21 protein-coding genes are annotated in these 26,499 nt (G+C 54.7%); 7 read left to right on the top strand and 14 right to left on the bottom strand.

Going from position 1 to position 26,499, the window contains the following annotated elements; genetic code table 11:
* Positions 1–59: 59 nt before the first annotated feature.
* Positions 60–1,601, bottom strand: a complete 1,542-nt coding sequence (locus tag BLW59_RS03325; RefSeq protein ID WP_081348358.1) for an L-lactate permease — start codon at positions 1,599–1,601, stop codon at positions 60–62.
* Between the two features lie 124 nt (positions 1,602–1,725).
* On the bottom strand, positions 1,726–2,403 hold the full coding sequence (locus tag BLW59_RS03320; RefSeq protein WP_029541817.1) for a uracil-DNA glycosylase: 678 nt from the start codon (positions 2,401–2,403) through the stop codon (positions 1,726–1,728).
* Positions 2,404–2,788: 385 nt separating this feature from the next.
* Here BLW59_RS03320 and BLW59_RS03315 point away from each other — a divergent pair, with 385 nt between their 5' ends.
* Positions 2,789–5,020 carry a GGDEF domain-containing protein gene (locus BLW59_RS03315; protein WP_074696168.1) on the top strand — a complete coding sequence of 744 codons (2,232 nt, stop codon included), beginning with the start codon at positions 2,789–2,791 and terminating at the stop codon, positions 5,018–5,020.
* A 100-nt stretch (positions 5,021–5,120) separates the two neighbouring features.
* On the top strand, positions 5,121–5,609 hold the full coding sequence (locus BLW59_RS03310; protein WP_037376870.1) for a flavin reductase: 489 nt from the start codon (positions 5,121–5,123) through the stop codon (positions 5,607–5,609).
* Here BLW59_RS03310 and BLW59_RS03305 read toward each other — a convergent pair.
* Positions 5,606–6,646: an AEC family transporter gene (locus tag BLW59_RS03305; protein WP_318258275.1), complete on the bottom strand. Its 1,041-nt coding sequence runs from the start codon at positions 6,644–6,646 to the stop codon at positions 5,606–5,608. The two genes, BLW59_RS03310 and BLW59_RS03305, sit on opposite strands and share 4 nt — an antisense overlap.
* 151 nt (positions 6,647–6,797) lie before the next feature.
* Between BLW59_RS03305 and BLW59_RS03300 the strand changes: the two genes are divergently transcribed.
* Positions 6,798–8,318 carry an alanine/glycine:cation symporter family protein gene (locus BLW59_RS03300; RefSeq protein ID WP_029541827.1) on the top strand — a complete coding sequence of 507 codons (1,521 nt, stop codon included), beginning with the start codon at positions 6,798–6,800 and terminating at the stop codon, positions 8,316–8,318.
* Between the two features lie 50 nt (positions 8,319–8,368).
* On the opposite strand, the gene BLW59_RS03295 is transcribed toward BLW59_RS03300, so the two are convergent.
* The 3 genes from BLW59_RS03295 to BLW59_RS17655 all read right to left on the bottom strand — a co-directional run bounded on the left by BLW59_RS03295 (position 8,369) and on the right by BLW59_RS17655 (position 11,519).
* Entirely contained in the window at positions 8,369–10,048 is a 1,680-nt protein-coding gene (locus BLW59_RS03295) for an AAA family ATPase (RefSeq protein ID WP_175463346.1), read from the bottom strand.
* A 179-nt stretch (positions 10,049–10,227) separates the two neighbouring features.
* Positions 10,228–11,196, bottom strand: coding sequence for a cache domain-containing protein (locus BLW59_RS03290; protein WP_175463345.1), 969 nt, complete (start codon positions 11,194–11,196; stop codon positions 10,228–10,230).
* A 167-nt stretch (positions 11,197–11,363) separates the two neighbouring features.
* On the bottom strand, positions 11,364–11,519 hold the full coding sequence (locus tag BLW59_RS17655) for a hypothetical protein (protein WP_175463344.1): 156 nt from the start codon (positions 11,517–11,519) through the stop codon (positions 11,364–11,366).
* Between the two features lie 469 nt (positions 11,520–11,988).
* On the opposite strand from BLW59_RS17655, the gene BLW59_RS03285 reads away from it, so the two are divergent.
* Complete coding sequence (locus BLW59_RS03285; protein WP_074696163.1) at positions 11,989–12,753, top strand: HAD-IIB family hydrolase; 765 nt, start codon at positions 11,989–11,991, stop codon at positions 12,751–12,753.
* 200 nt (positions 12,754–12,953) lie between these two features.
* Positions 12,954–15,710 (top strand): hybrid sensor histidine kinase/response regulator, encoded by a 2,757-nt coding sequence (locus BLW59_RS03280; RefSeq protein WP_074696161.1) that lies wholly within the window; start codon positions 12,954–12,956, stop codon positions 15,708–15,710.
* A 77-nt stretch (positions 15,711–15,787) separates the two neighbouring features.
* On the opposite strand, the gene BLW59_RS03275 is transcribed toward BLW59_RS03280, so the two are convergent.
* Positions 15,788–16,018 carry a hypothetical protein gene (locus BLW59_RS03275; RefSeq protein ID WP_074696159.1) on the bottom strand — a complete coding sequence of 77 codons (231 nt, stop codon included), beginning with the start codon at positions 16,016–16,018 and terminating at the stop codon, positions 15,788–15,790.
* Between the two features lie 322 nt (positions 16,019–16,340).
* Here BLW59_RS03275 and BLW59_RS03270 point away from each other — a divergent pair, with 322 nt between their 5' ends.
* Positions 16,341–17,024, top strand: coding sequence for a response regulator transcription factor (locus tag BLW59_RS03270; protein WP_074696157.1), 684 nt, complete (start codon positions 16,341–16,343; stop codon positions 17,022–17,024).
* Positions 17,018–18,598 carry an ATP-binding protein gene (locus BLW59_RS18085; protein ID WP_318258273.1) on the top strand — a complete coding sequence of 527 codons (1,581 nt, stop codon included), beginning with the start codon at positions 17,018–17,020 and terminating at the stop codon, positions 18,596–18,598. The genes BLW59_RS03270 and BLW59_RS18085 overlap by 7 nt, the downstream gene beginning before the upstream one ends.
* Before the next feature lie 56 nt (positions 18,599–18,654).
* Here the strand turns inward: BLW59_RS18085 and BLW59_RS03260 are convergent, their stop codons facing one another.
* From BLW59_RS03260 to BLW59_RS03230, 7 genes are all read right to left on the bottom strand, one after another.
* Positions 18,655–19,749: a haloacid dehalogenase-like hydrolase gene (locus tag BLW59_RS03260; protein WP_074696155.1), complete on the bottom strand. Its 1,095-nt coding sequence runs from the start codon at positions 19,747–19,749 to the stop codon at positions 18,655–18,657.
* Positions 19,750–19,890: 141 nt separating this feature from the next.
* Positions 19,891–20,217 (bottom strand): DUF1266 domain-containing protein, encoded by a 327-nt coding sequence (locus BLW59_RS03255; protein WP_074696153.1) that lies wholly within the window; start codon positions 20,215–20,217, stop codon positions 19,891–19,893.
* On the bottom strand, positions 20,214–22,784 hold the full coding sequence (locus BLW59_RS03250) for an SEL1-like repeat protein (protein ID WP_074696151.1): 2,571 nt from the start codon (positions 22,782–22,784) through the stop codon (positions 20,214–20,216). Before BLW59_RS03250 ends, BLW59_RS03255 begins: the two co-directional genes overlap by 4 nt.
* Positions 22,785–23,000: 216 nt before the next feature.
* Positions 23,001–24,197, bottom strand: coding sequence for a Fic family protein (locus BLW59_RS03245; RefSeq protein WP_074696149.1), 1,197 nt, complete (start codon positions 24,195–24,197; stop codon positions 23,001–23,003).
* Between the two features lie 187 nt (positions 24,198–24,384).
* On the bottom strand, positions 24,385–24,735 hold the full coding sequence (locus tag BLW59_RS03240) for a heat-shock protein Hsp90 (protein WP_074696147.1): 351 nt from the start codon (positions 24,733–24,735) through the stop codon (positions 24,385–24,387).
* Between the two features lie 101 nt (positions 24,736–24,836).
* Positions 24,837–25,346, bottom strand: coding sequence for a DNA-deoxyinosine glycosylase (locus BLW59_RS03235; RefSeq protein ID WP_139283521.1), 510 nt, complete (start codon positions 25,344–25,346; stop codon positions 24,837–24,839).
* Positions 25,347–25,390: 44 nt separating this feature from the next.
* Positions 25,391–26,470 carry a PDDEXK nuclease domain-containing protein gene (locus BLW59_RS03230; RefSeq protein WP_074696143.1) on the bottom strand — a complete coding sequence of 360 codons (1,080 nt, stop codon included), beginning with the start codon at positions 26,468–26,470 and terminating at the stop codon, positions 25,391–25,393.
* Positions 26,471–26,499: the final 29 nt, after the last annotated feature.

Below are 26,499 nucleotides of genomic sequence, written 5' to 3'. Positions count from 1 at the left end.
TTCTTCATACCTCTTTTCCAGATAACTTGTGTCACTATGCAATCTCAGCCCTGGTTTTCTCAGTCCAGCATGCCGCTGCCCAGGTAAACCAGGATGCCCAAAGCAATGGTAAAGGGGACATAGACCTTCATGGTCATGGATAGTATCTTGCTCTCGCTGCCCCTGCCTGCGGCGCCGATGGCGGCTACGCCGATGGCGATGCTCTGGGGGGCCACCAGCTTGCCGGCACAGGCCCCCACCGCATTGGCGGCGGCAATCCAGATCTGGCTGTTCTCCCCTGCGCCGATGGCAATGGCCGCATCAATCTGCAGCTTGCCCAGGAGGATGCAGGTACTGGTGCAGGAGCCGGTGATGAAGCCTCCTACCGAGCCGATGAAAGCGGAGATAACGGGATACATCAGCCCCGTAGCCGCCACGGTATGGTCAGCAATGGTGGTGGTCATGCCGCTGTAGCCCATGACTTTTGCCGTGGCGATGATGCTGATGATGGTGATGAAAGTAGGCTTGAGGCTGAAAAAGGTCTTCTTCAGCACCTGCAGCATATCCGACAGGGGCGTCTTCATGATGAAGCCGCTGAGGAAGGTGGCAAAGAAAATCACCATGCCGGGAGTGGCAATCCAGTGGAAGGTGTAGGGAGTGCCTCCCTCACCCTGATAGATCAGCACAGAGGTGCGGATCTGGGAAATGGAATCGTACACCGCCGGCACCAGCTTGCTGGTGATGAGCAGCAGGACGAAAATCAGCATGAAGGGCAGCCAGGCACCCAGGGCGGTCTTGCTGTCAATGGCAGGACGCGCCTCCTGCTCCAGCACATAGTCAGCATCCTCAGGAGGAAAGAGGCGCACGGTGCCGATAATGGCCCCCATGGTGCAGATAGCCCCTGCCACACCGGCCAGCTCCGGCCCCATCAGATATGATACCACCAGCTGGGCCAGCACATAGCTGAGACCTGCCGCAAAGCAGACTGGCACCATGCCCTTCAGGGCCTTCAGGCCGCCTCCGGCAATCACCAGCATGATAAAGGGGCAGAAAAGCCCCAAAAGCGCAGTCTGCAAAGCCACATAGGTGGCCAGCTGCACAGCGCTGGTGCCCATGATGCCCGCCGTAGTCACCAGCGGTATGCCGATGGAACCGTAGGCCGAGGGCACGAAATTGGCCACCAGGCAGACCCCCACAGCGCTGACGGGATTTATGCCCATCCCAGCCAGCATGCTGGCTGGGATAGCCACGGCGGTGCCAAAGCCCGCCATGCCCTCCAGGAACCCGCCAAAGCCAAAGGCAATGAGGAGAATCAGCACCCGGTAGTCAGAGCTGACGGAAGCCAGCATGGCCTTGATGATATCCATGCCCCCCGTATGCACCGACAGATGATAGGTGTAGATAGTGGCGGTGATAATGAGCAGGATGGGCCAGCAGGCCAGGGCCGTGCCCTCCAGCATGGCGCTCATCATATACTCGGAAGGCATGCCGAAATAGACCACGCTGGCGAAGAATGAGAGGATAAGTGCCACCGGGCAGGCTTTCCAGGCCGCCATCTTCAGCCCCGACAGGGCCACAATGAGCCAGAGAATGGGCAGGACGGCAAAAAATAACAAAGTCACGAGGGGTCACCCCTTTTCAATAATTAATGATAAGGCGTTCGGGGCATGGGCAGGGCAACGCTTCACTTGAAATTTTTCCTGCGAAAAAATTTCACACGTTCCGCTTTTGCCCTGCCCATATCCCTCACTCAAGATCCGGCAGCTGCCAATCTATTGGCTCCTGGCCGGTCTTAACCAAAAATTCGTTCACCCTGGAAAAAGGCCTGCTCCCGAAGAATCCACGGAAGGCGGACAGAGGGCTGGGGTGCGGGCTTTCCACGATGAAATGCCGGGGATTGGTGATCATAGACTTCTTCCTGCGGGCGGGACTGCCCCAGAGAATGAAGGCCAGGGGCTTCTCACGCTGGTTCAGGAGCTCAATGATATGGTCAGTGAACTGCTCCCAGCCATGGCCCTGATGGGAGGCGGCCTGATGCTCACGCACGGTGAGCACAGCGTTCAAAAGCAGCACACCCTGCTCCGCCCAGGGCTTCAGGCAGCCGTTGTTGGGCACGGTGCATCCCAGATCATCCTGCAGCTCCTTGAAGATATTAAGGAGCGACGGCGGCGCCGGCACTCCCGGCAGCACAGAGAAGGAAAGGCCGTGGGCCTGCCCCGGACCGTGATAGGGATCCTGTCCCAAAATCACCACCTTCGCATCCTCATAAGCCGTATAGTGCAGGGCGTTGAAGATGGAGTACATATCAGGATAAATGCGGTGGGTGCGGTACTCACCTATGAGAAACTGCCGCAGTTCCCTGTAATAAGGCTTCTGCATTTCAGGCTCCAGCAGCCCCTCCCAGTCGTTCTTGAATATCTGCATGGAAACTCTCTCCTTAACTTCGATATTTAACCACAAGGGCCTAAAAATCCTTCCCGCCGCCCCATATTTTTTCACGGAGCGGCGGGACTTTCATTTATGATAGCATAAATATCCACAGGCCAACAAGGAGGACACTTGTCCCTTCCACGATATTTTCAGATTATAGCGAGCAAAAAAACAACTTATCCACACTGTGCACAGTTTTTGCTGTGGATATTGTGGATAAGTCGGTGATAAGCAGCTGATAATGGCATAATTATCCACAGCAGCGGCTTTCGCATCTATGTTCCCTTGTGGATAAAACCTCTCTGAAGGGGAAGGATTTTCCCGCCCTGTGGCAAATATTATCTACAAATCCCCCAGACTATTGAGGAGTGCCTTCACCATGACATACAAAATCTTTCTCGTGCCTCTGCTGGCGGCAGCCCTGGTGCTCTCCGTCTTTCTGTGGCACGACACCAACGGGCCTTCAGGCACCCAGGCACCGCCGCCTCCATCAGCTCATGAGGCTGCCCCTGTAGCCATCCGCATCGGCTACCTGCACCCCGATTCTGCCATAGCCAATTCCATAGACGTGCGCCATTTCTACGGCCAGCACCTGACCGAGCTGGCCAAGTACCTGGACTGGACTTACGAGCTGGTGGAAATCCCCCCTCAGGAGGCCGTGGAGCGCCTGAAGCGGCATGACGTCGACCTGCTGCTGCCCATGGAAGTGAATCCCCAGCGGCAGGACGAACTGGTCTACAGCAAGCACGCTTTCTTCCTGGATACTCTGGCCCTCTACACCAGGGAAGATGAAGAGCGCTTCCACTCCCATGATATTTCCAAACTGGACGGGGCCTCCGTAGGCCTGTATGAAAACCGGCTCATCAACGATACTTTCCTTGATTTCTGCCGGGAGAACAGGATACACCCCCAATTCCACACCTACGCGAATCAGGATGAAGTGCTGAACGCCCTGCGCACGAAACAAATCGACCTGGTGCTGGACAGCGCCACCAACATCACCGACGAGGAAAGGTTCCTCATGGCCTTTGATCTGCTGCCCACCAACATAGCCGGACTGAAGGAAAACCAGCACCTCATCGAAGACCTGGACAGGGCCGCGAAACTGCTCCAACGGGAGAATCCCGAATACACAAGGCTCCTGGAAGACAAATTCAGGGCCCACATGCGTCCCCTGATCACCACCTATACCCCCGAAGAAAGCTCCTTCATCAGTAGGAGCAAGCCCCTCAAGGTAGCCTTCTTCGGTGAGGCGCCTCCCTATGTGGAGTACACCACTTCCATGGACGATGTGCAGGGCATCTACCCGGATCTCTTCCGCCAGCTGGAGCGAAACTCCGGCCTTTCCTTTGATTTCCTTCACTACTCCACTTATGACGATGCTGTGAAAGCTCTGAAGGAAGGCCAGGCCGATCTCATCATCGACACCTACTCTGCCCATATCAAGAACTACAGCAGCTTTGCCTACACCAACCTCCTATTCCTTCAGGAAATGACCTTCATCGGCCCCACTTCGGCAGATTTCACCAAGTTCGCCAGTGAGCCGCACACGCTGGCTCTGGTGAAATCCCAGTCCCCCTCAGGGCTGGTATACCTGCAGAACGAGCTGATTGGCTGGGAGTTCCGCCTTTACGATGACATCTCCGACTGCCTGGAAGCGGTGAAGCGGGGGGAAGCTGACTATACGCTCATCGATATCCTGAGGCTGCAGGCAGATCGGACCCTGCTCATGTATCCTACCCTGATGACTGTCCCCACCAGCTATATGAACATCCCCGTGTGCATCGTCATCAGCAGGCACCTGCCCCCCATCCTGAAAACCGTACTGAACAAATCCATCCTCAAGTTCACCACGGGACAGGTGGACAAACTGGTGCGAGCCAGAAGCCTGAATACACATCCCAGTTTCTCCCTCTACTACCTCTTCACCCACTATCCCCTGCAATCCGGCCTGTCTGTAGGCTTCCTGTTGCTGCTCATCACCACCCTGATCTTTTCCATCCATCACAACAGGGATGAAAAGCGCCAGCGCCTGATCCTCACCCAGACCAACCAGGAATTGGAGGACACCTTGCAGGAGCTCTGGAAGGCCGAAAAATCCCGTGATGAATACAAGGAGCAGGCAGAGACAGATGCCCTCACCGGCGTGCTGAACAAAGCCGCCATGGAAAAATATGTGAAGAAGACCCTCGCTTCCCTGACCTCCTCAGAGAAGGTCTCCGATGCCTTCATCATCGCCGACCTGGACCATTTCAAGGAAGCCAACGACACCCAGGGCCACCAGTACGGAGATGATATCCTGAGGGACTTCGCCCATTCCCTCATCCGCCTTACCCGCCACCGGGACATCGTGGGACGCTTCGGGGGAGACGAGTTCGTCCTCTACCTGCGCAACATCCCCGAACCAGCCCTCCACGCCTTCGCCCAGCGCCTCATGACCGCCGCCCACAACTTGGACCCGGTGCAGAAGCCTCCCCTCTCTGCCAGCATCGGCATCGCCCTGATAAACCAACCCGGGCTCTCCTACGAGGAAGTATTCCATAAAGCTGACCGGGCACTGTATGATGTGAAAGAAAGCGGCAGGGACGGTTATAAGATTTATGATGAGTGACCTTTTTCACCACCCAGAAGCCCCCTTGGACAGAAGCGGAAAATTTGCTAAAATATTTCCAGATTCGATACATATTTGCAAATGAAAGGATTTTGTGCACATGAATATTCAGGACTTCACCACTCACCCCTTCACCAAAATGGACAAGGACTGGGCCATCCTTACCGCAGGCGTGGAAGGTGACTACAACAGCATGACCGTCAGCTGGGGAGCCATGGGCACCATGTGGGGCAAGCCCGTCCTCTTCCTCGTAGTCAAGCCCCTGCGCTACACCTATGAATTCCTCACCCGCCATGAGGAACTGACCCTCTCCTTCTATGACGAAGCACACAAAAAAGCCCTGGCCGTCTTCGGCAGCAAATCAGGCCGGGACACGGACAAGGCTAAGGAAACAGGCTTTACCCCCAAAGTGCTCACAGGGGGCGTGACCTACGAACAGGCGAAAGAAACCCTCGTCTGCAAAAAACTCTTCATGCAGCAGCTGGACAAGGCAAACTATCCTGAATGCGCTCTGCCCTTCTACACTCCGGAAAAGGGAGAGGCAGGCCACTGCCTCGTGATTGCAGAAGTCACGTCCATCGAAGGCTAAACCAGCAGATAGAACAGCAGGGGGAACACCACCAGCAAATAGATTGCGGTGGTGAGGATAAAGGAGCACACCGCCAGATCCGTCCTCAGCTGATAGAGCTTCGAGGCCAGCACCGCATTGATGGCAGTGGGAGTAGAGGCCAGGATGATGAAGGTATTCAGGAGCACCGGGTCACGGAACACCAGCCGGCTGGAGAAGAAAATGAAGGCCGGCACCAAAAAGAACCTGATGGCACAGAGATCTATCGTGTATCTGAGATAATGCTTTGCCCTGCCAAAGTCCATGAGATAGCCCACGGGCATCATGGCCGTCCAGGCGCCGATATGCACCAGGCTCTGGAAGAACGGGGCAAGCTCCGCCGGACGCTCCACCCCCAGCCCCTGCAGGGCCAGTCCCGCCATCATACCCAGTAGGGACAACTGGTTCCAGGAGAAGAACATTTTCATAAAGCTGTGCAACCGGCTGCCCTGACGTATGGGCAGCCGGTTTTGTTTCAAGTAGAAATACTGGGACATGGGGAACACCAGGAGCACCAGCATGATGTTCTGGCAGGTGCCGATAAGCTGGGCATAGGCAAAGCCCGTCTCGTTGTAGAGAATGAAGGCGCAGACGCCCCCCAGGGTGCCGATATTGGCCAGCATGGCACTGGCGATGTAGGAGCCACGCACCAAAAGATTCTTGAACCGCCGCCCCAGCACCACCCCCACGGCCCCCGGAAAGAGGATAAACAAAAAGCCATAGAGTGGAATAAGGGCCAGGTCCCAGGAAAGGGGCAGCACCCAGAAAGACAGCAGGGACAGCATGGTATAGACCAGCCGCACATTGACCTTGATAAGCCGGTTGATATTTTTTTCCGATACCAGCTGCCTTTCCTTCAACCAATAGCCCACCGCCAGGGGAGCTATCAAGTCTGTCAGTACATAAACAAGCCGCAGGACAGAATCATCCAAAATACCACTTCCTTTGCTTCCCCTATTATCCCTAAAATCAATGGGCTGTGCAACCCCCTGACGCAGGAGGCCGTCTGCCGTACTCATTCTACACCTCCACAACGAAAGGTGAAGGCGGCAGCAAAAGGGAAATGTTACAATTTTACATGCTATTAGTCATTTTTTCACATATTCATATCAGGACAGTTATGCTAAAATGGGGGAAAAGTTGCCAGAATTATTGGAAGGGGTTTTTGCTATGTATGAACTAATCGGCAGCGTCTGCGCTGTATTCCAGGAACTGGCCGACCTGGTGTGGGGCTTTCCCACCAATCTTGACTGGTATGCCAGCCTGCCCATTATCGGGGAACTGCCTCTGGTCATCATTTTGTTGGTGGGCACAGGCATCTATTTCACCTTAAAGCTGGGCTTTGTGCAGGTCAGGTATTTTGGCTACGGCCTCAAGGTCCTGCTCCAAAAGCACAGGGAGGAGGAGCAGGGCATCAGCCCCCTGGCCTCCTTCCTGCTGTCCACCGCCATGCGGGTAGGTCCTGGCAATATCCTGGGGGTGACGGGAGCAGTTTCCACCGGCGGTCCCGGTGCCTTGTTCTGGATGTGGATGTCCGCGTTCTTTGGCATGGCGACGGCTTTTGTGGAATCCACCCTCTCCCAGATCTACAAGGAAAAACAGGGAGATGAATATGTGGGCGGCCTGCCCTGCTACGGCAGGAAGCTCCTGGGAGGCGCAGCCATCATCGGCGGCGCTCTGAGCTTCCTCTACATCATCTATGCCCTGCTCTGCATCCCGGCCCAGGGCTTCAACACCATCTCTGCCATGGCAGCCATCACCCAGAATGTGACAGGTGTGGAACTGGCCGCAGACGGCGCTCTGATCTGGGGCTTCTTCCTCCTGCTCATGGGTCTGACCACCTTTGCCATCTTCGGAGGGCTCAGGCGCATCACCCGCATCACTGATGTGCTGGTGCCCGTCATGGCAGTGGTCTATGTCTCAGCAGTGCTGGTGATGGTGTCCATGAACCTTGAGCTCCTGCCCTGGTTCTTCTACGTGGTGGTGACAGAAGCCTTCCGCCCTGAGCCCATCTTCGGCGGCGCCCTTGGCATCGCCCTTTCCCAGGGCATCAAGCGCGGCCTCATGAGCAATGAGGCAGGTCAGGGTACCCTCTCCATGCCTGCCGCCGTGTCAAATGCCAAGCACCCCTGCGAGCAGGGCGTTATCCAGGCCATCGGCGTCTTTCTGGACACCATGGTCATCTGCACCCTGACCGGCTTCGTCCTCATCATGGGCCAGGCCTGGCTGAAGGACGGCTCTGCCGCCTGGTTTGAACTGGGCCGCCTGGAGAAATTCCTTGCCTCCTGCGCCCAGATGCTGGGGGACGGCTCCGGCTACGGCCTGGCCACGCTGGTCATCAGCGTCTGCTTCGGCATCTTCGCCTTCACCTGCCTGCTGGGCTTCCTGTCCTTCTCCGAAATCTGCGCCCGGCAGATTTCCAACCACAGGGCCTTCATCACTGCCGTACGCCTGGTGAACCTCTCGGTGCTGGCCTTCGGCATGGTGACGAACATCGCAGGCTTCGACCTCAGCGCCCTCTGGAACCTCAGCGACTTCGCCAACATCGTCATGGTCTGCTGCAACCTGCCCCTTCTCTACCTGGGCTTCAACAAAGTGCAGAAGGCCTTTGAGACTTTCGAAAGCGAAGAAGGGAAATTCGACTCAGAGACCTTCGGCGCCCCGGTGCCGGTATGGGACGAAAGCAACTGAATAACTTAAATAAGGGCAGGAGTCGCGAAAAGCTCCTGCCCTTCTTCATATCACTTTTTCGTCTCAATATGGCACGTTTTCCCGCAAAAAGCTATGCCGTACTGCCAGACATCCTGTACCCCGCGCCGCTCAAATTCTGCAGTGTACTCATTTTCCTCTATCTGTGCCAAAGCTTCAATTGCCCGTTCCTGCAAATCCTCTTCCTTTTCCGCCACCTTGAATTCCAGCAAGGCACCAGCGGTCTGGTTCTTGCCTGGGAAAATGGCAACATCGAATCTGCCATAGCCGCTTTCTCTATTGGACACAACTTCGAAACGTGGCATCAAAGCAGCTAACAGCCCCAACACCAGACCGTGATAAAAACTCTCTTTTGCAGCTGTATCGTAGAAACTTGCCATAAGTCTCAGGAAATTCCCCAGCTGTTCCTCAAATTCCGAAACATCGCCACCCAGCAACGCTTGCAGCAATTTCTTCAAAAGCTTTGTATCCGAAGCCTGGCCTGACATATGGCGCATGACTTCCTTCTTGAATAAACTGCGTATTTCCCGATTGGGAATCCTCACGGTGCATTCATCATCATCTGCATATGGATCAGGAAAATCGACCATGGTGAGATAACCGGTATTCAGAAGCAACGAATACAAAGCATCGCTGTTTGCATAAATATCCTTGTAAATGACACCTTCCATCAACTCTGCCGATACGGCTTGTCCATGCAAAAGCGTAGCCAGTTCTCCTGTCTGCGCAGGAGTAGCCTCTTCCAACATATGCTGCAAGATGGCATTTCCCGAAGTATTGACCCAATAGGCAGCAGGACGGCAATCATGCTTGAAATAGCTTATGACCGACCAAGGATTGTATATTTCTTGCCCGTCAAAATTGTATCCATCATACCATTCCTTGATTTCAGGCAGTTTCTCCTCCACCTGGAAGTCAGCTGCCATCTTCTGTATTTCTGCAAAGGTAAAGCCCATAGAATCCAAATACCCTCCAGAAGCCACACTTGCCACTTCCAGATTGTTCAGCGAACTGAAGATGCTCTCCTTGGCAATCCTGAGCACTCCTGTCAGCACGGCAAAGTCCAGGTTGGGATTTGACTTCAACACAGAGCTCAGGTAGTTCCGCACAAAATCAATGGCTTCACCATAATAGCCATAATCCCAGGCCGATTGGATGGGGGCATCATACTCATCTATCAGCACCAGCACGTTTTTCTTATGGAAGCGCTTCAGATATTCCACCAAATTGCTAAGAGAATACTGCAAATCCCTTAGATTCGCTTCCATAGCCAGAATAGATTGGAATACCTTCTTTTCCTCTGGGAAAAGTGCGTCCCCCTCCAACAAGTAACGGAATTTCTTGTAAGTGTTCTTTGTCAGTTCTTCAAAACCAGCCAACAGTCTGTCAAAGTCCAATGCCTTGATATCCTTGAGACTCAAGAACACAACCGGCCGCGACCCCTGCTCTTCCATATACCGCTCACCAGCTTTTTCTATCCTGGTGCCTTCAAACAGTACACGATTGTCCTCTGCCGCCTCATTGGAAAAGAAATAATAAAGCATGCTCATGGCCAAGGTCTTGCCAAACCGCCGAGGCCGGGTGATCAGGGTGGCTTTGGCATGACCGTCTATCAAGGTCTTGATGAACTCCGTCTTGTCCACATAGTAATACTCTTCCCGCACCTGCCGAAAGTCATCCACCCCCACGGGCATTATATAATGCTGCTTCATAGCCTCCCCCCCTTTCATGGAAAATTTCTTCTTTGCTTCAATTCTAGCAAAAGTCTTTCAGATGTCAACAACCACAGTAGCAAAGAAGGCAGGAACCCCAAAGCGCTCCTGCCCTGTTTCATGGTATATTTTTCTGAGCAAGACCTTACGCATGCTCGCTGGGGGCCTTGCTATGTCTGCTAAGTGCGTAGGATACGGCCTATCAAGACCTTGATGATCAGGATAAATAAGCCCAGGAGCAACGCGAAGATCGTGATGATCTTTTGGCTCCACCTCTGCCAGTCTGCATTTATCTCCTCCACAGGCACAGTTAGATTCAGGCGCATGCCATTGCTCAGGGGAAGCCAGACGGCCTGCTTTTCAACACCTTCGAAAACATAGTGGATGAACTTGTTCTTGCTCAGAAGTCCTTCCGGCACCTTGGGCTGCTCCATGGTCATGACATCCATGCGGGGATGATAGATGATATTCCCCTCTTTATCATTGATAAAGGCATAGCCGTTGTCATACAGCGTAATATTATCTACGATCTTCGCCACTATGAAGTAATCAAGCTCTATGCCCACGACCCCCACAAACCTTCCGCCATAGTAAACAGGGACATTATAAGAAAACACTCTCGCTCCCAGATTATCCGTGAAATATGGCGGCAGCCATACAGCCTTGCCGCTGGCCTTGGGCACAGTGAACCAGACCAGCTTGGAGGTATCCCTGGTATCGTAAAGGGATATATCCGTCACCTCATGCCTGACGATGCCTTCATCATTGGCCACATACCAAAAGCCCTTGACATTCTGGGACACCGCTGGGTCTATGCGGTAGTAATAAGTCAGGACCCCGTTGGTTTTATGGACCAGCTTGTTGAAGATATCACCGGTCCGTTCCAGGTGCGCCTGCAGCTTTTCATCCTCCAGGCCATTCAGGTCGGATTCCACGTAGGCAGAAACCATCTCCACCGACTGCTCGACGCTCTGGAAATAAGCATCCAGATTTTTCTGTCCAGTCTCGCACATCAGCAAAAGCATTTGGTCAGCATAGCGATTGCCGATATTCCTCAGGGCTGTCACGCCTAAAAAAGCGACGATGCTCATCGCTACCACAATAACGCACACCGTGGCAGCTGTTATTTTGGTCTTGAACGAATCCATATCATCACCCCCAGGATGATACTTCGCTGCCCCGGGCATAAATCCTCCTGCAAAAACGAAAATCCCCCACCCAGACAGGGGCTGTCAGCCCCTGCAGGGCTGCGGCCTATTGGTAAAGTGGAATGACCGCCGCCATATAGCCCCAGTCTCCCACGCCTCCCCAGCAGTCACCCCCGCTGGGCCATGAAAATCCCTGCAAAGACCAGCAGCATCCCCGCCCCCACCACGGGAGTTGCCAGGATGGAGATGGCTGCTTTCCCTGCTTCCATGTGCTTGATGATATAGCACCAGAGCAGGCAGAGCAAGATCAGTGCACGGTACATAGCGCGACTCCTTTGTTCATATTTACCATATCCTTCTCAAGTATACCCCAGCCAAAAGCAGAAAAATAGCCTATTCTTGCGCATTTGACTGACAATCATACACAAAACAGAAGCAGCCGCTTCCGCCTCTGGAAGATGGCTGCTTCTGTTTTTACTATGAACACTTAGCAAGCACAAGCCGAAAGCGCAGTGGGAAACACCGTTTCGCACGGAGTTTTTGGGCAGTAAGGGAACAGGCAAATCAGCATTCATCATCTGCAAAAGGGGAGCAGGAGAGAATGCCTATGTTGATAGGAACTTGCATATAATGTAATATATCAATCAAGGAAGACTTTTGCCTATGAAGCTTGATGAAAACAAAGCCGCCCCCCTGAGTACATCCTGGGGGACAGATTCCAGATGATCATTTGAACCATCATGGCCAGCGCCCTTTGGTTACCCCCTAAGGGTTGCAGAAGGAGGAAATTTGATGAAAATAGCAGCAAGCGATTTTGACGGCACCCTTTTCCATAAAGAAGCAGGCATCAGCCAGGAGGATCTGCAGGCCATCAGGAAATGGCAGGCAGCGGGAAACAAGTTTGGACTGGTCACGGGGCGCAATATGCACCTGGCCCGGCTGAACCTTGACGACTTCGAGCTGAAGCTGGATTTCTTCGTGGGGCTCAACGGCGCTGTCATCTTCGATGAACGGGAGCAGGAAATCTTCAGCGACGAAATGCCCCCGGAAGCCGTCAGGGCCCTCTGGCAGCATGAGATTGCCCGGGAAAGTCCCTATGTCATGACCCTGCGGGGCAAGGAGACCTTCGCCAGATGGCGCGACAAAAGCTGCTGGGATCCTCCCCTCCACGACAACATTCCCGAAATCCCCCAGGAGGAGGCCCAGAATCTGCCCCATGTATTGCAAATGTGCTTTTCCGCCCCCACGGCAGAAAAAGCAGCGGAACTGGCCGCAGACGTCAGCCGGCACTTTGCCGGCCAGCTCTCAGCTGAAGCCAACCTCCACTATGTGGACGTCTGCGCCGCCGGCAACACCAAGGCCACCGGCCTCGCCCGACTGCAGGAAATCATGGACTGGCAGAAGTTCCCCCTCTGCGTCATCGGCGACGACCTGAATGACCTTTCCATGATTGAGCGATTCCAGGGCTTTGCCATGGCCGGCGGCAATCCCCTGGTCAAAGAAAAAGCCAGCGGCATCTTTGACTCAGTGGGAAAAATGCTGGAAGCTAACCTTTGAATCATCCCCAGCCACCAACAAAGAGCCTTGCCCACACTTCGGCAAGTCCTTTTTCCTCCCGCCCTGCCCATGATAATCCAAGGCCGGCAAAAAAATCCCTGGCGTAAGCTTCAAGGATTTTTGCCGGCCTCGTCGAATCTATACCAAGAGTATATGCAATTATGTCACGCCCCAGATGGCAGAAGGAGCAAGGTGGCATTATGAACGGAAAGATAGCGAAGGCCAGGGGATTCTTTGACAAATTTTTTCTCCGGGCCTTGATTGAATTCGTAGCCCTGGCGGCGGTGATGAGTCTCCTGGGCACCTATGTCTATGACAGGATGGACATCCTGCTCATCGATTCCTTGCGGGAGTCCGTGGCCCAGCAGAGTCAGAGCACCGCTTATGTGCTGGGGGAGCGCTTCCAGCACAAGCTGGACGAGCTGGAATCCCGGGCAGAACTCATCCAGCAAGGGAGGATCTCTGCCGAGGATGCCGTGGCCATTGCCACCATCGGCACCCGGGACGGCAGGAAACGCGGCATCCTGAGGCAGGACAACTCAGCCATTGCTGGCAGGCCGCTGCCCTCCTCAGCCTTTGCCGCCATTGGCCGGGTCTGGCTGGAGCAGCGGGTCATCGAGTACCGGCAAGGCATCGGCCTTATCTTCGCCATCCCCTTTGACCTGGAGGGGGAGCGCTGCCTCTTTTATGAAGTCTTCGACAATGATGCCATCCAGAGCTTTTACCAAATGATGAGCTACAACGGCAAGGGCACCCTGGTGCTGGCCTCGGACTTCAATGACTGGCTCCTGCTGTCCCAGGGGCAGTACCCCGAAGTAACAGCAGGGAAGCTGCCGAACTTCAACGAAGCCTGGCAGAAAATCCAGCGTGCGGAAATCCTGCCCCTAAGCACTAATTCCAGCTACGCCGAGGACGAGGAATACGCCTTCTTCTTCCACAGCACCTATATCTCCCAGCAGGATCACCTGATGATGGCAGGCTATGTGGAATGGGACGATGTAGTAGTTGGCATAGACTACATCTACACCCTTATGAAGATGGTATTCTACGTGGTGCTCATCCTGCTGTTCGTGCTGGTAGGCTACCATATGCGCACCCAGCAGCTGAAGCACTCGGAGCACAAGACCGCCCTCTCCGAATCCGCCAACCGGGCCAAAAGCGATTTCCTGTCCCGCATGTCCCATGAGATTCGCACCCCCATCAACGCCGTCATGGGCATGGACGAGATGATCCTTCGGGAGGCCAAGGACCCTGCCATCCTGGAATACGCCCAGAATCTCCAGAGCGCAGCCAGGACTCTGCTGGAGCTCATCAATGACATCCTGGATTTCTCCAAGATCGAAGCGGGCAAAATGGAAATCATCCCCGCAGAATACCAGCTGGGCTCCCTGCTCAACGATTTGGTAAACATGATCCAGAAGCGGGCAGAAAACAAGGGACTCACCTTCCAGGTGGAGGCAGACCCAAAGCTCCCCACCACCCTGTTCGGCGATGAAGTGCGCATCAAGCAGGTGGTGACCAACCTCCTTACCAATGCTGTCAAATACACGGAAAAAGGTGGTGCGCGGCTGAAAGTTGGTTTCCACCCCATAGACGGCAAGCTGATTTCCCTGGAGGTAAGCGTCAGCGATACAGGCATCGGCATCAAACAGGAGGACATGGAAAAGCTGTTCTGCTCCTTTGAACGCATCGAGGAAAAGCGCAACCGCAACATCGAGGGCACAGGACTGGGCATGAACATCGCCCATCAGCTGCTGGCCATGATGGGCGGCGAGCTGAAAGTGGAAAGCGTCTACGGCCAGGGCTCCACCTTCAGCTTCCAGATTGTCCAAAAGGTGATTAACCCAGCCCCCCTGGGAGATTTTGAAGAAGCCTATCATCAGTCCCTCTCCTGCCACAAGGATTATCAGGTATCCTTCCGGGCACCTGAGGCAAAGATTCTGGTGGTGGACGACACGGTGATGAACCTCACCGTGGTGAAAGGCCTGCTGAAGCAGACCAAAATCCAGATTGACACGGCCCAAAGCGGCCAGGAATGCCTGGGACTGGTGCAGAAGGAAAAGTACGACATCATCTTCCTGGACCACATGATGCCCGGCATGGACGGCATCGAAACCCTGTACGCCATGAAGTGCCTGGAAGAGAACCTGAACCAGGCCACCCCCGTCATATCCCTGACAGCCAACGCCATCCGGGGAGCCAGGGACCAATACCTGGCAGCAGGTTTTCAGGACTATCTCACCAAGCCCATCAACTGCACCAAGCTGGAAGAAATGATCCTCAAATACCTCCCCCCGGGCAAGGCAGCAGAAATCACACCGGAAGAGGGCGCTCAGGAAGCAGCGGCAGAGGAAGCTTTGCCCCTGCCTTCATGGCTCACGGAAACCCAGGGACTGGACACCGCTGCCGGCATAGGGCACTGCGGCAGCACCGCAGCCTATCTGGATGTGCTGACAGTCTTTGCAGGCTCCATACAGAGAACAGCCAAAGAAATCGAAGAATATTTCCAGCAGGAGGAATGGAAGAGCTACACCACCAAGGTCCACGCCCTGAAATCCACTGCCAAGATCATCGGCGCCGCCGAGCTGTCCGAAAGGGCCAGGCGCCTGGAGGATGCAGGGAATGCCGGCTATATAGACGAAATCCGCCAGGACCACCGCCCCCTGATGGAGCTCTACCTCACCTATGCGGAGAAACTTGCCCCCCTGATGCCCAAAGAAGAAGACACCAGCGAAAAGCCCCCCATCGACCCTGGGGAACTTGCCGAAGCCTTCGAAGCCATGAGCGAGATAGCCGCCACCTTCGACTACGACTCCCTGCAGTTCATCTTCGAGTCATTGGACGGCTACCGCCTTCCGGAAAAGGAAGCCGAACTGTATAAAGAAATCAAAGCCGCCGCCGCAGTGCCGGAATGGGATAAGGTGAAGGAGCTGCTGGAGCAGGCCAAAGAAGCGTAAACCTGCACGAAAAAGCGGGCCCTTCCGAAGGAACTTTCGGAAAGGCCCGCTTTTGGCAGGTTGACTATAGCCAGGGATTACTGATTCTGGTTGTTATTCCAGCAGGATCCATCATGCCTGCCGCAGCCGGGACCGCCGTGACGGCCGTAACCACGGCCGCAGTACCAGCCGTCGCTGTTGTCATTGTCGGACAGGTGACGGATGCTCTGGCAGGGCTGGCCTGCTGCCACATCGGGAGTGGCAGCGAAGGCAGGGACAGCGGTGAAGATGGTGGCGATGGCTAAAAATGATGCGATTTTCTTTTTCATAGCAGTTACCTCCTAAGGTTGTTGCGTTGTTTCTCTCTTACAGTTAGTATTATGACATAGGTTTGTGACAAAAGTGTTACGGTTTGAGAAAAAGTTTTACACTATAATTTAAGTTTCGGCTGTTCATTTTCTTTGGCGCAAAGAAAACGAACCAAAAGAAAACGCGGACTGAAATCACATCCTATGATTTCCGCGTCCGCGGGGCCCATCCATGGGCCCTGGGGTTCGGGAGTTCGGCCTCGTTGCCTGATGGCAACATCGGGGTGACGGAGTGAAAATTCACTACTCCATTAGCATAAACCATTCCCAAGAGGTAATTATCATGAAACTATTAATTGCAGATGACAACGCTGACATACGCGATATACTTTCAACCTTTGCAGAGGGCGCTGGCTTTGAGGTTGCCACTGCTGCCAATGGCAGGGAGGCGCTTAATCTGGCCCTGCAGGGGGATATTTCCTTATTGCTGTTAGACGTAATGATGCCGGAGCTGGATGGGTTTGAGGTTTGCAGGGAGATTCGGAAGGTTTCTGACCTGCCTATCATTATGATTACCGCCCGGGGGGAGGACTATGACCGGATCATGGGGCTGGAGCTGGGGGCTGATGATTATGTGGTGAAGCCCTTCTCTCCTGCCGAGGTGATGGCCAGGGTGAAGGCGGTGCTCAGGCGGCTGCCCCATGATGAAGATGAGGGGGAGAAAATAGCCCTGGGCAACCTTACCCTGCTGAAGGACAAAGGGGAAGCTCTGGCAGGCGGCAGTGCCCTTGCTCTTACCCACAAGGAATACGACCTGCTCTTTCTTTTCCTGTCCAACAAAGGCCGGGTCTTTTCCCGGGACGAACTGCTTGACCGCCTTTGGGGCTATGACTACACAGGGGATACCCGCACAGTGGATACCCATATACGGCGGCTGCGGGCGAAGCTGGAAAAAGCAGGCGCGAAGGGCCTTGCACTCGCCACCGTCTGGGGCCGGGGCTACCGCCTGGAGGAAGCACCATGCTGAAACCGAAGAAACTCACCCGCAAGCTCTGGGGCTACTTTGCCCTGAGCCTGCTGATCTTCTCCCTGCTGATGGGAACTGTCTTCGCCTTCCTCTTCGTTGAATATAACCGCCAGTCCCATCAAGAAGAGATGCGCCATCAGGCAGCGACTTTGGCAGAGGCATATCCAACCTTCAGAGAGGCAGGCTTTTTGGCACCAGAGAACCAGACTGCCACAGAAAGCGCCCCGGGCCGCCATGGCTCACGCCACGGCATGAGGGGCAGCGGCAACGCTTCCGTCCCCGGCATGGGGCAGTGGTGCAGGCACAACTACAACCTGCAGGACTCCGGCACGACAGGAGAAAGCCACCGGGCCGCTTTCCTGCAGGAAATGAACCATTTGGTGCAGGGCACCATCTGGATTGTGGATGAGAAAAGCCGCACCATCAGCGCCTACGGAAAAGAAAGCAGCCAGGCTATGACAGGGCTGCCCCCGGCGGTGGAGGAGGTCCTGCAGGAAGTGCTCTCCGGCGGAACACCTGTGGCAGATTCCTTCTCCTCTCTCTTTGCAGAACCCATGGTGACAGCAGGCGCCCCCATCAGGGACAGCGCAGGCAACATACAGGGGGCAGTGCTGGTGCACCGTCACCTTGCGGATTTGCAGGAAGCAGAATACACGGGGCTGAAAATCCTTGGGGCTTCCCTGTTGCTGGGCTTGCTTCTTACCGCCCTGCTGGCAGCGGCTCTGGCCCGTCACTTCATCGCCCCCCTCTACGCCATGAAAGACACCGCCGAAGCCTTCAGGAGCGGGGATTACAATGCCCGCACAGGACTCGCGCAAGATGATGAGCTGGGCCTTCTGGCAGACAGCCTTGACGAACTGGGCCGCCGCCTTGGAGAAGCAGAAGCAGAGCGGAGCCTCTTGCAAAGGCAGCGGCAGGAATTCCTGGCCGCCGTATCCCACGAACTGCGCACACCTCTCACGGTCATCAAGGGCACCTGGGAACTGCTGCAGTCAGGCTTTGTGACGGAGGAAGGCAAACTCACAGACTGCCGCCGCAGGATTGAAGAAAACCTCTCCATGCTGGAACGACTGGTGCGGGATCTCCTGGAACTCACCCGCCTGCAAAGTCCTGGCTTCGAAGTGCAGAAGGAACAGCTTGACCTAGCCGAGCCTTTCAATGAAGCCCTGCGAAGCGCCCGCACCCTGGCAGAGAAAAAAGGCGTTGCCATAAAGGCAAACCTCCCCTCTCCCCTGCCCTTCACCGGTGACTATGGGAGACTCCGGCAGCTCCTGCTGGTATTGCTGGACAACGCCGTCAAGTTCTCCCCTGCAGGGACAGCCGTAGAAGTTGAAGGCGAACTCAGCGGCCAGGACTGGCAGCTCCAGGTCACAGACCATGGCCCCGGCATCCCCCCGGAGGACCTGCCCCATATCTTCGACCGCTTCAAGAAAGGCGGCCAGGACAACGCCCAGGGCACAGGCCTGGGACTGGCCATTGCCAGAGAGATTGCCCTGAGGCATGGCATTGAGCTGACCTGTGAAAGCCGCCAGGGAGAAGGAGCTTCCTTCATCCTCAAAGGAAAAACTGCATAGATAGATGCCCCCTGCAGCCACAAGCCGCAGGGGGCATCCTATTTCCTTGATATATCTTACTTTGCTTCCCTCTTCACATTATCCCCATAGATGGTCTTGAAGTCCTTCTTCATGGAGATAGTGGTCCAGCCGCGCTCCTTGGCGAATTTCTCCTGCTTCTCAGCCTTGGCGAGATTGCCAAGCTCCCTCTCCGTGTCATCGCAGAGCACGTAGAAGGACATGGTGCGGTACTTGTCGTTCTGCAGGTTGAACTCCAGCATGCCGCTGTCGCCCATGGAGTTGCCGAAAGCCAGCACCGGGCGCTTGCCAATCTCGGTGAAGATGCTGAAAATCTTGTTGCAGTTGCCGTTCTCACCCAGGAACACATCGGAACGCACCACTTTTTCCTTGTGGCGGTCATAGAAGTGCTTGTCCGGAGCCTCAGTGCCCATGCCAGTGGTGACATAAGCCACGTTGGAGCCGATCATGTGGTCCAGGGGAATGTCCAGCACGCCGTCCACCAGGCAGCGGAGGATCTCACGCTCGCAGGCGGAATCCATATAGACAGTGAAGCCGTTGTTCTGCAGATAGGAAACAACTTCCACCATGGGCAGGTAATAAGCCTCGCCGCGCTTCAGGTTCGTAAGGCCAACCTCGTTGGTCTCCATGAACTTCTTCACATAGTCGGAGTATTCTTCCTTGGTCATGCCAGCATAGGACTTGCGCATCTGCTTGGCAAACTCCGTCCCCAGCTCCTTGGGAATGGACTCCTTGTTCATGATGTAGGGCTTCACCTTGCTGGCGATATCCTTCATCTCCGGAGTAGCAGCAAAGTCCTTGTCCTCCAGGGCGCGATGCAGGAACATCATTTCCTGAAAATAGTACGGAGCAGTCTCGCAGTAGAGGGTGCCGTCCAGGTCAAAGGTGGCGATGCGGTCCTCAGGCGGGATGTAGTTCTTGCTCTTGGGATTGGTGATATCCTTGACGTACTTAACCAGAGCCTTCTGACTGGGAGCATTCTTCTCCCAATACTGGAAATCAGCAGCCGTCTGCACATTGATAGCAGCCAGCTCCTCACGGCTGGCAGCATCAGCTGCCGTGAAAGTGCCAAAAGCAAACATACCTGCCATCAGGGCAGCGATAACTTTCTTTTTCAGAAACAGAGTCTTCATCAAATAAACCTCCCAAATTCGTCCCGTATTTCTCACGCTAACCATTATACGGGGCGAAACGGAAGCAAACAATCCAAAAAACTGCAAAAATATCCGTAAAAATGAAGTAAACCTGATTGAAGGCCTGCCTGTCCCAATATCTTACCAAGTCCTGGCCAGAGGCGTATCAAAGGGCAGGGCGTAGGGGTTTTCCGCGGATTCCTTCAGTTCCCTGAAAATCTCCGCCCTGAGCTTTGCTCCTTCCTCATCCTCCAGTTCCTCGGCGTATCCCTTTACGTAAGCCTCGCTCATTTCCTCCCAGCTATGGACGAGTTTTTGTATGCGCTGCCCTGCCGTCACGGCACAGTTCATGGCCTCCCGCAGGGTGATATATCCTGCCAGGAAGGCACTGCCCGAAAGCTGGCAGGCCCGCTGCAGGTCATAGACTCCTTTTTCTCCCGCCACCAGCTCCTGCAAATTGCAGATCATCTCCGGGCGGCTGTTGGTATCCCATCTCCCGGACAGCATGAGGCTGGCCGAAGCCCTGCCAATGGGGTCATAGGGCTGGAAGCCGCCGAACTCATGGGGGCCATGCCCTCCAGTTCCTCCCGGGCCGCCTCAAGGCCGGCTGCGGCGGCTTCTTCCAGATAGTGACGGCAGCCTGCCATATCCTCCCTGTCCCGGCAGTAGTGGGCCAGCTCATAGGCAGCGGGAGAGTAGCCTGCCTGCTCTGCCAGATGCAGCAGCTCATAGGCGGTGCGGTCGTACCTTTCCGCATCCAGTTCCAGATAAGCCTGAGCCAGCAGCACCCTGCCCTCATTCTGCCAGGCCTGGCTCTCAGAGACTACCCTCTGCAGGCACTCGACGGCCTTACCGGGGTCGTGCCAGTCACCTTCATCCCGCATGGCCACACAGGCCCGGGCGTACATGGCCTGATAATCCCCCAGAGCCGCCCCCTTGTCATAGCACGCCACGCATTTGTCAAAGTCCTCCACTGTCCCCACCCCATGGAGATAGCAAAGGCCCAGCTGTGACCAGGCATCGGCACAGCCCATTTCTGCCGCCTTGGTCAGATAGCAGAAAGCCTTGTTGCCGTCCCCCTCGGGATTTTGCAGATTGAGCCTGCCCAGAGAGTACCAGGCCAGCTGCACATCGTCCGCATCCTCCGACAGAGTGGCGTTGAGGAACCACTGGGCAGCGGTTTTGAAATCATCGCAGTAATGTATGCCCAGCTGATTCATGGCATGGCCGCAGCCAAGCTGGGCCGCTTTTTCCCAGGCCGCTATCCTGCCCTCCTCATCTCCCCGGGCGTGGCAATCCCTAGCCTCATTCAGCAGCCTGTTCCAGGCGAGGATCCTTCCCCCCCTCGCATCCTGCTGCCAGCCTGAGTTCCCAATGCCCTTTCCTGCCAGCCAGCCCTTGAGACAGGCCAGCACCTTGCTTTTATCCATCTCATACCGCTCAAAGCAGCTGCCCCCCAGATTGGCAAAAAGCCTGCACCTGCCCTCCTCGAAGTAAACCCGCAGCCTGTCTTCCCCGGCCAGAGCACCCAGGAAAATGCTGAAGTAAGCACCCTGGGCAAGGAGATCCAGGGCTATGGCAATTTCCTCCGCCCCGTACTCCTTGAATGTAACCCCGCACCCCTCAGAGTGGAGGATGCCCAGCTCACAGGCCTGCATTTTCTGCCGGAAGCGCCCCTCCTGCCAGCTGCGGATAGTATCTGCCCCTGCAAATTTTTCTTTCTCCTCCTCGGGAGTTCCGAAAAGAGTCCAGTAAATGCCGCAGGACAGGCTGTGGGAACTCCTTTCCCAGGGCAGTTTCTCCAAGCTGCGCCGGAGATTCCCCCGCACCTGCTGATGGTATTTTTTCGCCAGTTCCCTGTCTTTGGCCATATCCCCATAGCCATGGGCATAGACTTCACCCAACAGATAGCTGAGGCAGTCCTGCATATAGGGGTTGAGGGTGGGATTTCTCTCCTGGTGCCTCACTTCCTCCAGGATAGACCGTGCCGCCAACCGCCTGTCTATCAAGGTGCCCTCCCCGTAGAGCTTGCAGTAGCACATGATGGGCATGATATCATCATAGCGGTAAGTGCCCTGAAAGGGCAGGATTCTATCCAAAGCTCTTTCGCACCAGGAAAAGGCCGCCTCAAAATCAGGCTCCCCCAGCTCCCCGGTGAAATACACGGCCGCGGCCTCATACATGGCTTCCACATGGCCTTTTTCTGCCAGGGGCAGGAAATATTCCTCCAATGCAGCCCCGGGGTCAGAGGCCAGGCCTTGTCCATAGCGCATCATCTTCCCCAGCTTGCAGCGGGCATTGCTGCTCCCCAGGGCCGCTGCCCGCTGATAAAAGGGCAGGGCCTGCCGGTAATCCTCATTGTCGTAGTATTTCTGCCCCACACCCCAGAGCACATAGGGCACTTCTTCCTCGCAGAAACGCTTCTCATAGGCCAGCACCTTGTGATAGCAGGAAAGGTCCCCCGTCTCATGATAGATGCTTATGGCACAGTCCGTATACACATCCATGGCCCAGGGCAGCCCCGCATCCAGGGAGGCCTCCAGATAGGGCAGAGCCGCCTGCACTTTCTCGCTCTTATCCCGATGCTTGCAGGTGATGACATCCAGGCTGCTGTCCTCATAGCAGGCCCCCAGGAAGAAGGCCATCAGCGGCTCCCCGCCTTCCCCTGCATATTCCTTCGCCTCCTCAATCAGGGCCTCGGCACTGCCCCAATGGGAAAGCACCAGGCTGTACTCCGAAGGCAGGAACCCCCTGTATTCAAAAGCAGAAAGGGCACCTGCGGCGCTGCCTCCCTTGAGGCTCTGCTGAAGGCATGCCTCCATCTTCTCCTTGTCCCACACGGGGTCAAGCCCGCTAGTTTCCCATACCGCTGACTGCCCCATATAAGTGCGGGCCAAAAGCCCCCAGGCATCTGCATCTCCTGCCTGAGCCTCCTCCCGCAAGATCTCCTGCCCCCGCGCCGCACTCTCCGGATTATAATGCCCCCAGAGCAAATCCACAGCCTCATGCACTGCCGGGCTGAACCTTTTCGCCATAGTCATCGCTTCCTTCTAAGAATAGAGTATGTATGTTAGCGTATTTAATCTATGGCAATATGGTACAGCAGGAATATTAGAGTTCCCTTAAACAGAATTGCCTATACTGCAAGATTCTGCGAAAAAGATTTGCCTATTTTGCAAATGCACTGCAACTGCAGCAAATTTGTCCAAAACAAAAGCCACCCCAAAAAGAGGTGGTTTTCCGCTTTTCCTTCATTCTGCTGTCAGCCGATATAGATAATTTCTCCCCCGCTCATCCACCAACAGCATTTCTGACGGTATTTTTTTCAGGTGGCTGTAGATGGTGTTTTCACTCTTGCCCAGCTGCTTCTGCATTTCCTTAACAGTAATGCCCTGCGGCGAAAACAGTGCCGCCTGCAGCAGCAGTTCGCTCAAGGCTCTGGTAGTCTTGGTGCCAGGCAGCTCTGCCAACCGGGGCAGATTCTTTTCGTAATCAGCCAGTTTCTGCCTCAGGCTCTCAGCAGCATTATTTACAGCCTCGCAGGTCAGCTCCATGAAGCCGAGGATAAAAGGCGTAAGCTCCCCCCTATTAATGTCCGCCTCTGTCTGGGAAAAGAGCTCATAATAACGCCCCCGCCGCCCCTTGATAAGTGCCGACAATCCCAGCGCCACCGCCGGGTGCAACTGGCGGGCGAAGAAGCAAGCCGTGATAAAACGGGACAGACGGCCATTGCCGTCATAGAAGGGGTGGATATAGCCCAGCAGATAATGGAAGATGGCCACCCTCACAAATACGGGAATGCTCTCATCATTCAGCACCGCCAGAGCCTTTTCCATGGCCTCGATTATTTTTGTCTCAGGATAAAGCCCCCGATGGACAGTTTTCTGGGCAGCAGACACGATATCCACGCTGCCACGGCGGAAAATCTGCCCGTCCGGCAGGTTATGGGGATTGTCCCGCTCTATTTCATCAGACATGAAATCATCATAGAGGCGGCGTATATCCTCACATGTCTTGAGGGGAAATTCCTCCCCCCTGATAATTTTCTCATACTGGTCCACCACACTCCCCAGACGTCTCCCGCGCCTCACCCCCTCCGGCAGGGCCATGGCCTCCATGATTTCCCGCCGTGTGCTGCGCACGCCCTCGATGTCATTGGTGGACTTGATTTCCTCAATCAAGCTGCCATGCAGATATATCTCCATGGCAGCACCGGGCAACCTTCCCGCAATCTCCATAAACTCCTTGAACTGCCCCATAATCTTGTCCTGCAACAAGGCAATCTCTTCCGTGTAGCAGAAAAAAGCAGGATGCTCAGCATTCCTGCCATATTGCCTAAGGACAAAGGGCAGCTGCCTTGCAAACGGGCTGGAAAAGCGCGTCCGGTATTCATCCTCCCATTTGTCCGGTTCCTTGTAGTATATATGGTAAAGAGATTCGTATTCCATGAACGCCTCCTAAAATTGAGGTCATTTTTACTTTCAACCTCAATTTTTGCGATTTTTGAGGTCTTTACCGTATTTTACCACCAAAAAATCCTCATTATCAAGCAAAAATACCCCTGTGAAGAGATTCTATCCTCACAGGGGCGCCCTCATTTCTTACAGTTTTATCAATCAGACGGCATTGCCTTCCTCATTTCTCCAGCAGCTCCGCATGATCCAGGATTGCCTTCCCCGCCATGCAGGCCGGGCAGAAGCAGGTATCCCCGCCGTTTGCCTTGACCTCCTGAGCCTGTTTCAGCATAGCCTCCGCCTGCTCTGGGCCGAAAAGTTCCTTGGCCTTGTCCGAAGCAAAGAAGGGCATGACCTCATCAATGCTCTGCACATCCTCACGCAGACGGGTCAGCAGCGCCTCAGCCGCCGCCTTCTCTCCTGTCGTGCCCACCGCCGCAAGATAGGCCTTTGCCGCCTCCCGCAGCCCCGCATAGCAGCTGGGCGCATCAATGACAGCCTGTACCTTTGCCAAAATTTCTTCCTTCGTCATACGAACGCTCCTCTCTTCCAAAAACATGTCCATGATACATTTTCTTCAACCTTCTTGAAAATCCTTCCTGCCTGAAGCTGGAAAGGTGATGCCGAAATGAACTAGGGTAAAAAGGGAATCTTCCAGGCCTCTGTCAGCTTTTCCATATTCCATCGGGCGTTGGCAGGGCTGGTTGAGGGCAGCTGGTGAAAGTGGATATCGGGGCGACTCAGCAGGGGCTTATTGTATTTTTTGAAGCATTGATATGATTTGCCGCCATTGAAGCAGATGGTATGGATATGGGGGTAAGCATCAAGCAGAGCGGTGAAGTCATTGCCCTGCTCGTTTTTTATATCCGCGTCAAGGCTGCCTTTTCTCTCACAGACGGCAATGGAATCCCACAGACCAATATGGTGACGGAGGAGCATATCCAGGCGTTCCTGATAGTCAACAGGTGGCGGTGATTGTTCCAAAATGCCGGCCATCAGAGGCCAAAAGCGGTTCTGGGGATGGGCGTAATACTGACGGGCCCCAAGAGAGGCCACGCTGGGCATGGACCCCAGAATGAGATGGGTGCAGTTTTCGTCAATACTGGGGCGGAAGCCAATACAATGAAAATCGGATACAGACAAAGGAACACCTCCTGACAACTTCATTTCAATAATGGGGGAAGCCCCTATCGCAACTCGCTCTCTATCTCCTCGATAGTAGGCAAAGTCCCCTTGAATTCCTCGGGCAGCAGTTTGGACAGCTCATACTCAGAAATCCCTATGGGCAGGCTCACCCCTGCGGTGGCGTATTTGGCCAGCACCTCATCCTTGGTCTTGCATATAAGCAGGCCAATGGTCTGGCCCTCGCCCTCTCCCCGCAAGATGCCATCCACAGCGGCCACATAGGTGCTGACCTGGCCAATATCCCTTGGCTCAAACTCCGTCACCTTCACCTCAATAACCACATAGGAGCGCAGCTTGATATGATAGAAAAGCAGGTCAATAAACTGTTCCGTCTTGCCAACGGTCAGGCGGTATTCCCTTCCCACAAAGGCAAAGCCCTTGCCCAGCTCCAGCAGGAATTTAGTGATGTTGTCCATCAGCGCATCCTTCAGTTCCTTCTCATGATAGTTTGCCGTCAGCGTCAGGAAGTCGAAGTTATACGGGTCCTTGGTTATCTCCTGGGCCAGCTCGCTCTGCTCCGGGGGAAGGGTGGACGCAAAGTTTGTGACGGCTTTGCCCTGCCGCTCATATAGGTCAGTGTCGAGGAAATTCAGAAGCACCGCCCGTGACCAGCCATTTTCGATAGTCTGCTTGATATAGAAAACAGCCTTGGCCGAATTGCCTTGACATTTCGAGATAATATTACGATGGTGTCCCCATGGAATGCTAAAAAGACTCTCCATATCCAATTCAGTCACAACTTGTGACTGAATTTCCTTTGAAGCTAATTTAGGCACAACTTGTGACTGAATCAACGGGCTATAGAGTTGATAGAATCTTTTTATGTATCTCAGGTTGGTAGGAGACCACCCCTTAATTGTTGGCAGTTCTTGTTGCAAGTCTTTGCTTAAATCATCTATAAACCCGCTTCCCCACCGGCTCTCCGCCTTCATCTCCACTATGTCCCTGCCCAGTTCCCAGTAAAAGGCCAGCATTTCCCGGTTGACCTTCACCGCAGCCTTGATCTGGCTCTGCCGAAATTTCTTGCTCAGAGACTGAACCCACTGCTTGTAAGCCAAGTCTTTAGTCAATAATCCACTCATTTGCCTGCCGCCTCTCAATAGTTTTTTCT

This window comes from Selenomonas sp. KH1T6, from assembly GCF_900108415.1.
GTDB classification, from domain to species: domain Bacteria; phylum Bacillota; class Negativicutes; order Selenomonadales; family Selenomonadaceae; genus Selenomonas_B; species Selenomonas_B ruminantium_A.
The sequence above is the reverse complement of the archived record's forward strand: the minus strand, read 5'-3'. Positions and strand labels throughout refer to the sequence as shown.

Coding starts and splice junctions, on each gene's coding strand:
- BLW59_RS03320 (WP_029541817.1), bottom strand. CDS start 2,403: ATGCAGATATTCAAGAACGACTGGGAGGGGCTGCTGGAGCCTGAAATG.
- BLW59_RS03310 (WP_037376870.1), top strand. CDS start 5,121: ATGAATATTCAGGACTTCACCACTCACCCCTTCACCAAAATGGACAAG.
- BLW59_RS03245 (WP_074696149.1), bottom strand. CDS start 24,197: ATGGAATACGAATCTCTTTACCATATATACTACAAGGAACCGGACAAA.
- BLW59_RS18085 (WP_318258273.1), top strand. CDS start 17,018: ATGCTGAAACCGAAGAAACTCACCCGCAAGCTCTGGGGCTACTTTGCC.
- BLW59_RS03250 (WP_074696151.1), bottom strand. CDS start 22,784: ATGGCGAAAAGGTTCAGCCCGGCAGTGCATGAGGCTGTGGATTTGCTC.
- BLW59_RS03315 (WP_074696168.1), top strand. CDS start 2,789: ATGACATACAAAATCTTTCTCGTGCCTCTGCTGGCGGCAGCCCTGGTG.
- BLW59_RS03240 (WP_074696147.1), bottom strand. CDS start 24,735: ATGACGAAGGAAGAAATTTTGGCAAAGGTACAGGCTGTCATTGATGCG.
- BLW59_RS03290 (WP_175463345.1), bottom strand. CDS start 11,196: ATGGATTCGTTCAAGACCAAAATAACAGCTGCCACGGTGTGCGTTATT.
- BLW59_RS03300 (WP_029541827.1), top strand. CDS start 6,798: ATGTATGAACTAATCGGCAGCGTCTGCGCTGTATTCCAGGAACTGGCC.
- BLW59_RS03230 (WP_074696143.1), bottom strand. CDS start 26,470: ATGAGTGGATTATTGACTAAAGACTTGGCTTACAAGCAGTGGGTTCAG.
- BLW59_RS03285 (WP_074696163.1), top strand. CDS start 11,989: ATGAAAATAGCAGCAAGCGATTTTGACGGCACCCTTTTCCATAAAGAA.
- BLW59_RS03260 (WP_074696155.1), bottom strand. CDS start 19,749: ATGAAGACTCTGTTTCTGAAAAAGAAAGTTATCGCTGCCCTGATGGCA.
- BLW59_RS17655 (WP_175463344.1), bottom strand. CDS start 11,519: ATGTACCGTGCACTGATCTTGCTCTGCCTGCTCTGGTGCTATATCATC.
- BLW59_RS03280 (WP_074696161.1), top strand. CDS start 12,954: ATGAACGGAAAGATAGCGAAGGCCAGGGGATTCTTTGACAAATTTTTT.
- BLW59_RS03255 (WP_074696153.1), bottom strand. CDS start 20,217: ATGATCTGCAATTTGCAGGAGCTGGTGGCGGGAGAAAAAGGAGTCTAT.
- BLW59_RS03275 (WP_074696159.1), bottom strand. CDS start 16,018: ATGAAAAAGAAAATCGCATCATTTTTAGCCATCGCCACCATCTTCACC.
- BLW59_RS03270 (WP_074696157.1), top strand. CDS start 16,341: ATGAAACTATTAATTGCAGATGACAACGCTGACATACGCGATATACTT.
- BLW59_RS03305 (WP_318258275.1), bottom strand. CDS start 6,646: ATGAGTACGGCAGACGGCCTCCTGCGTCAGGGGGTTGCACAGCCCATT.
- BLW59_RS03295 (WP_175463346.1), bottom strand. CDS start 10,048: ATGAAGCAGCATTATATAATGCCCGTGGGGGTGGATGACTTTCGGCAG.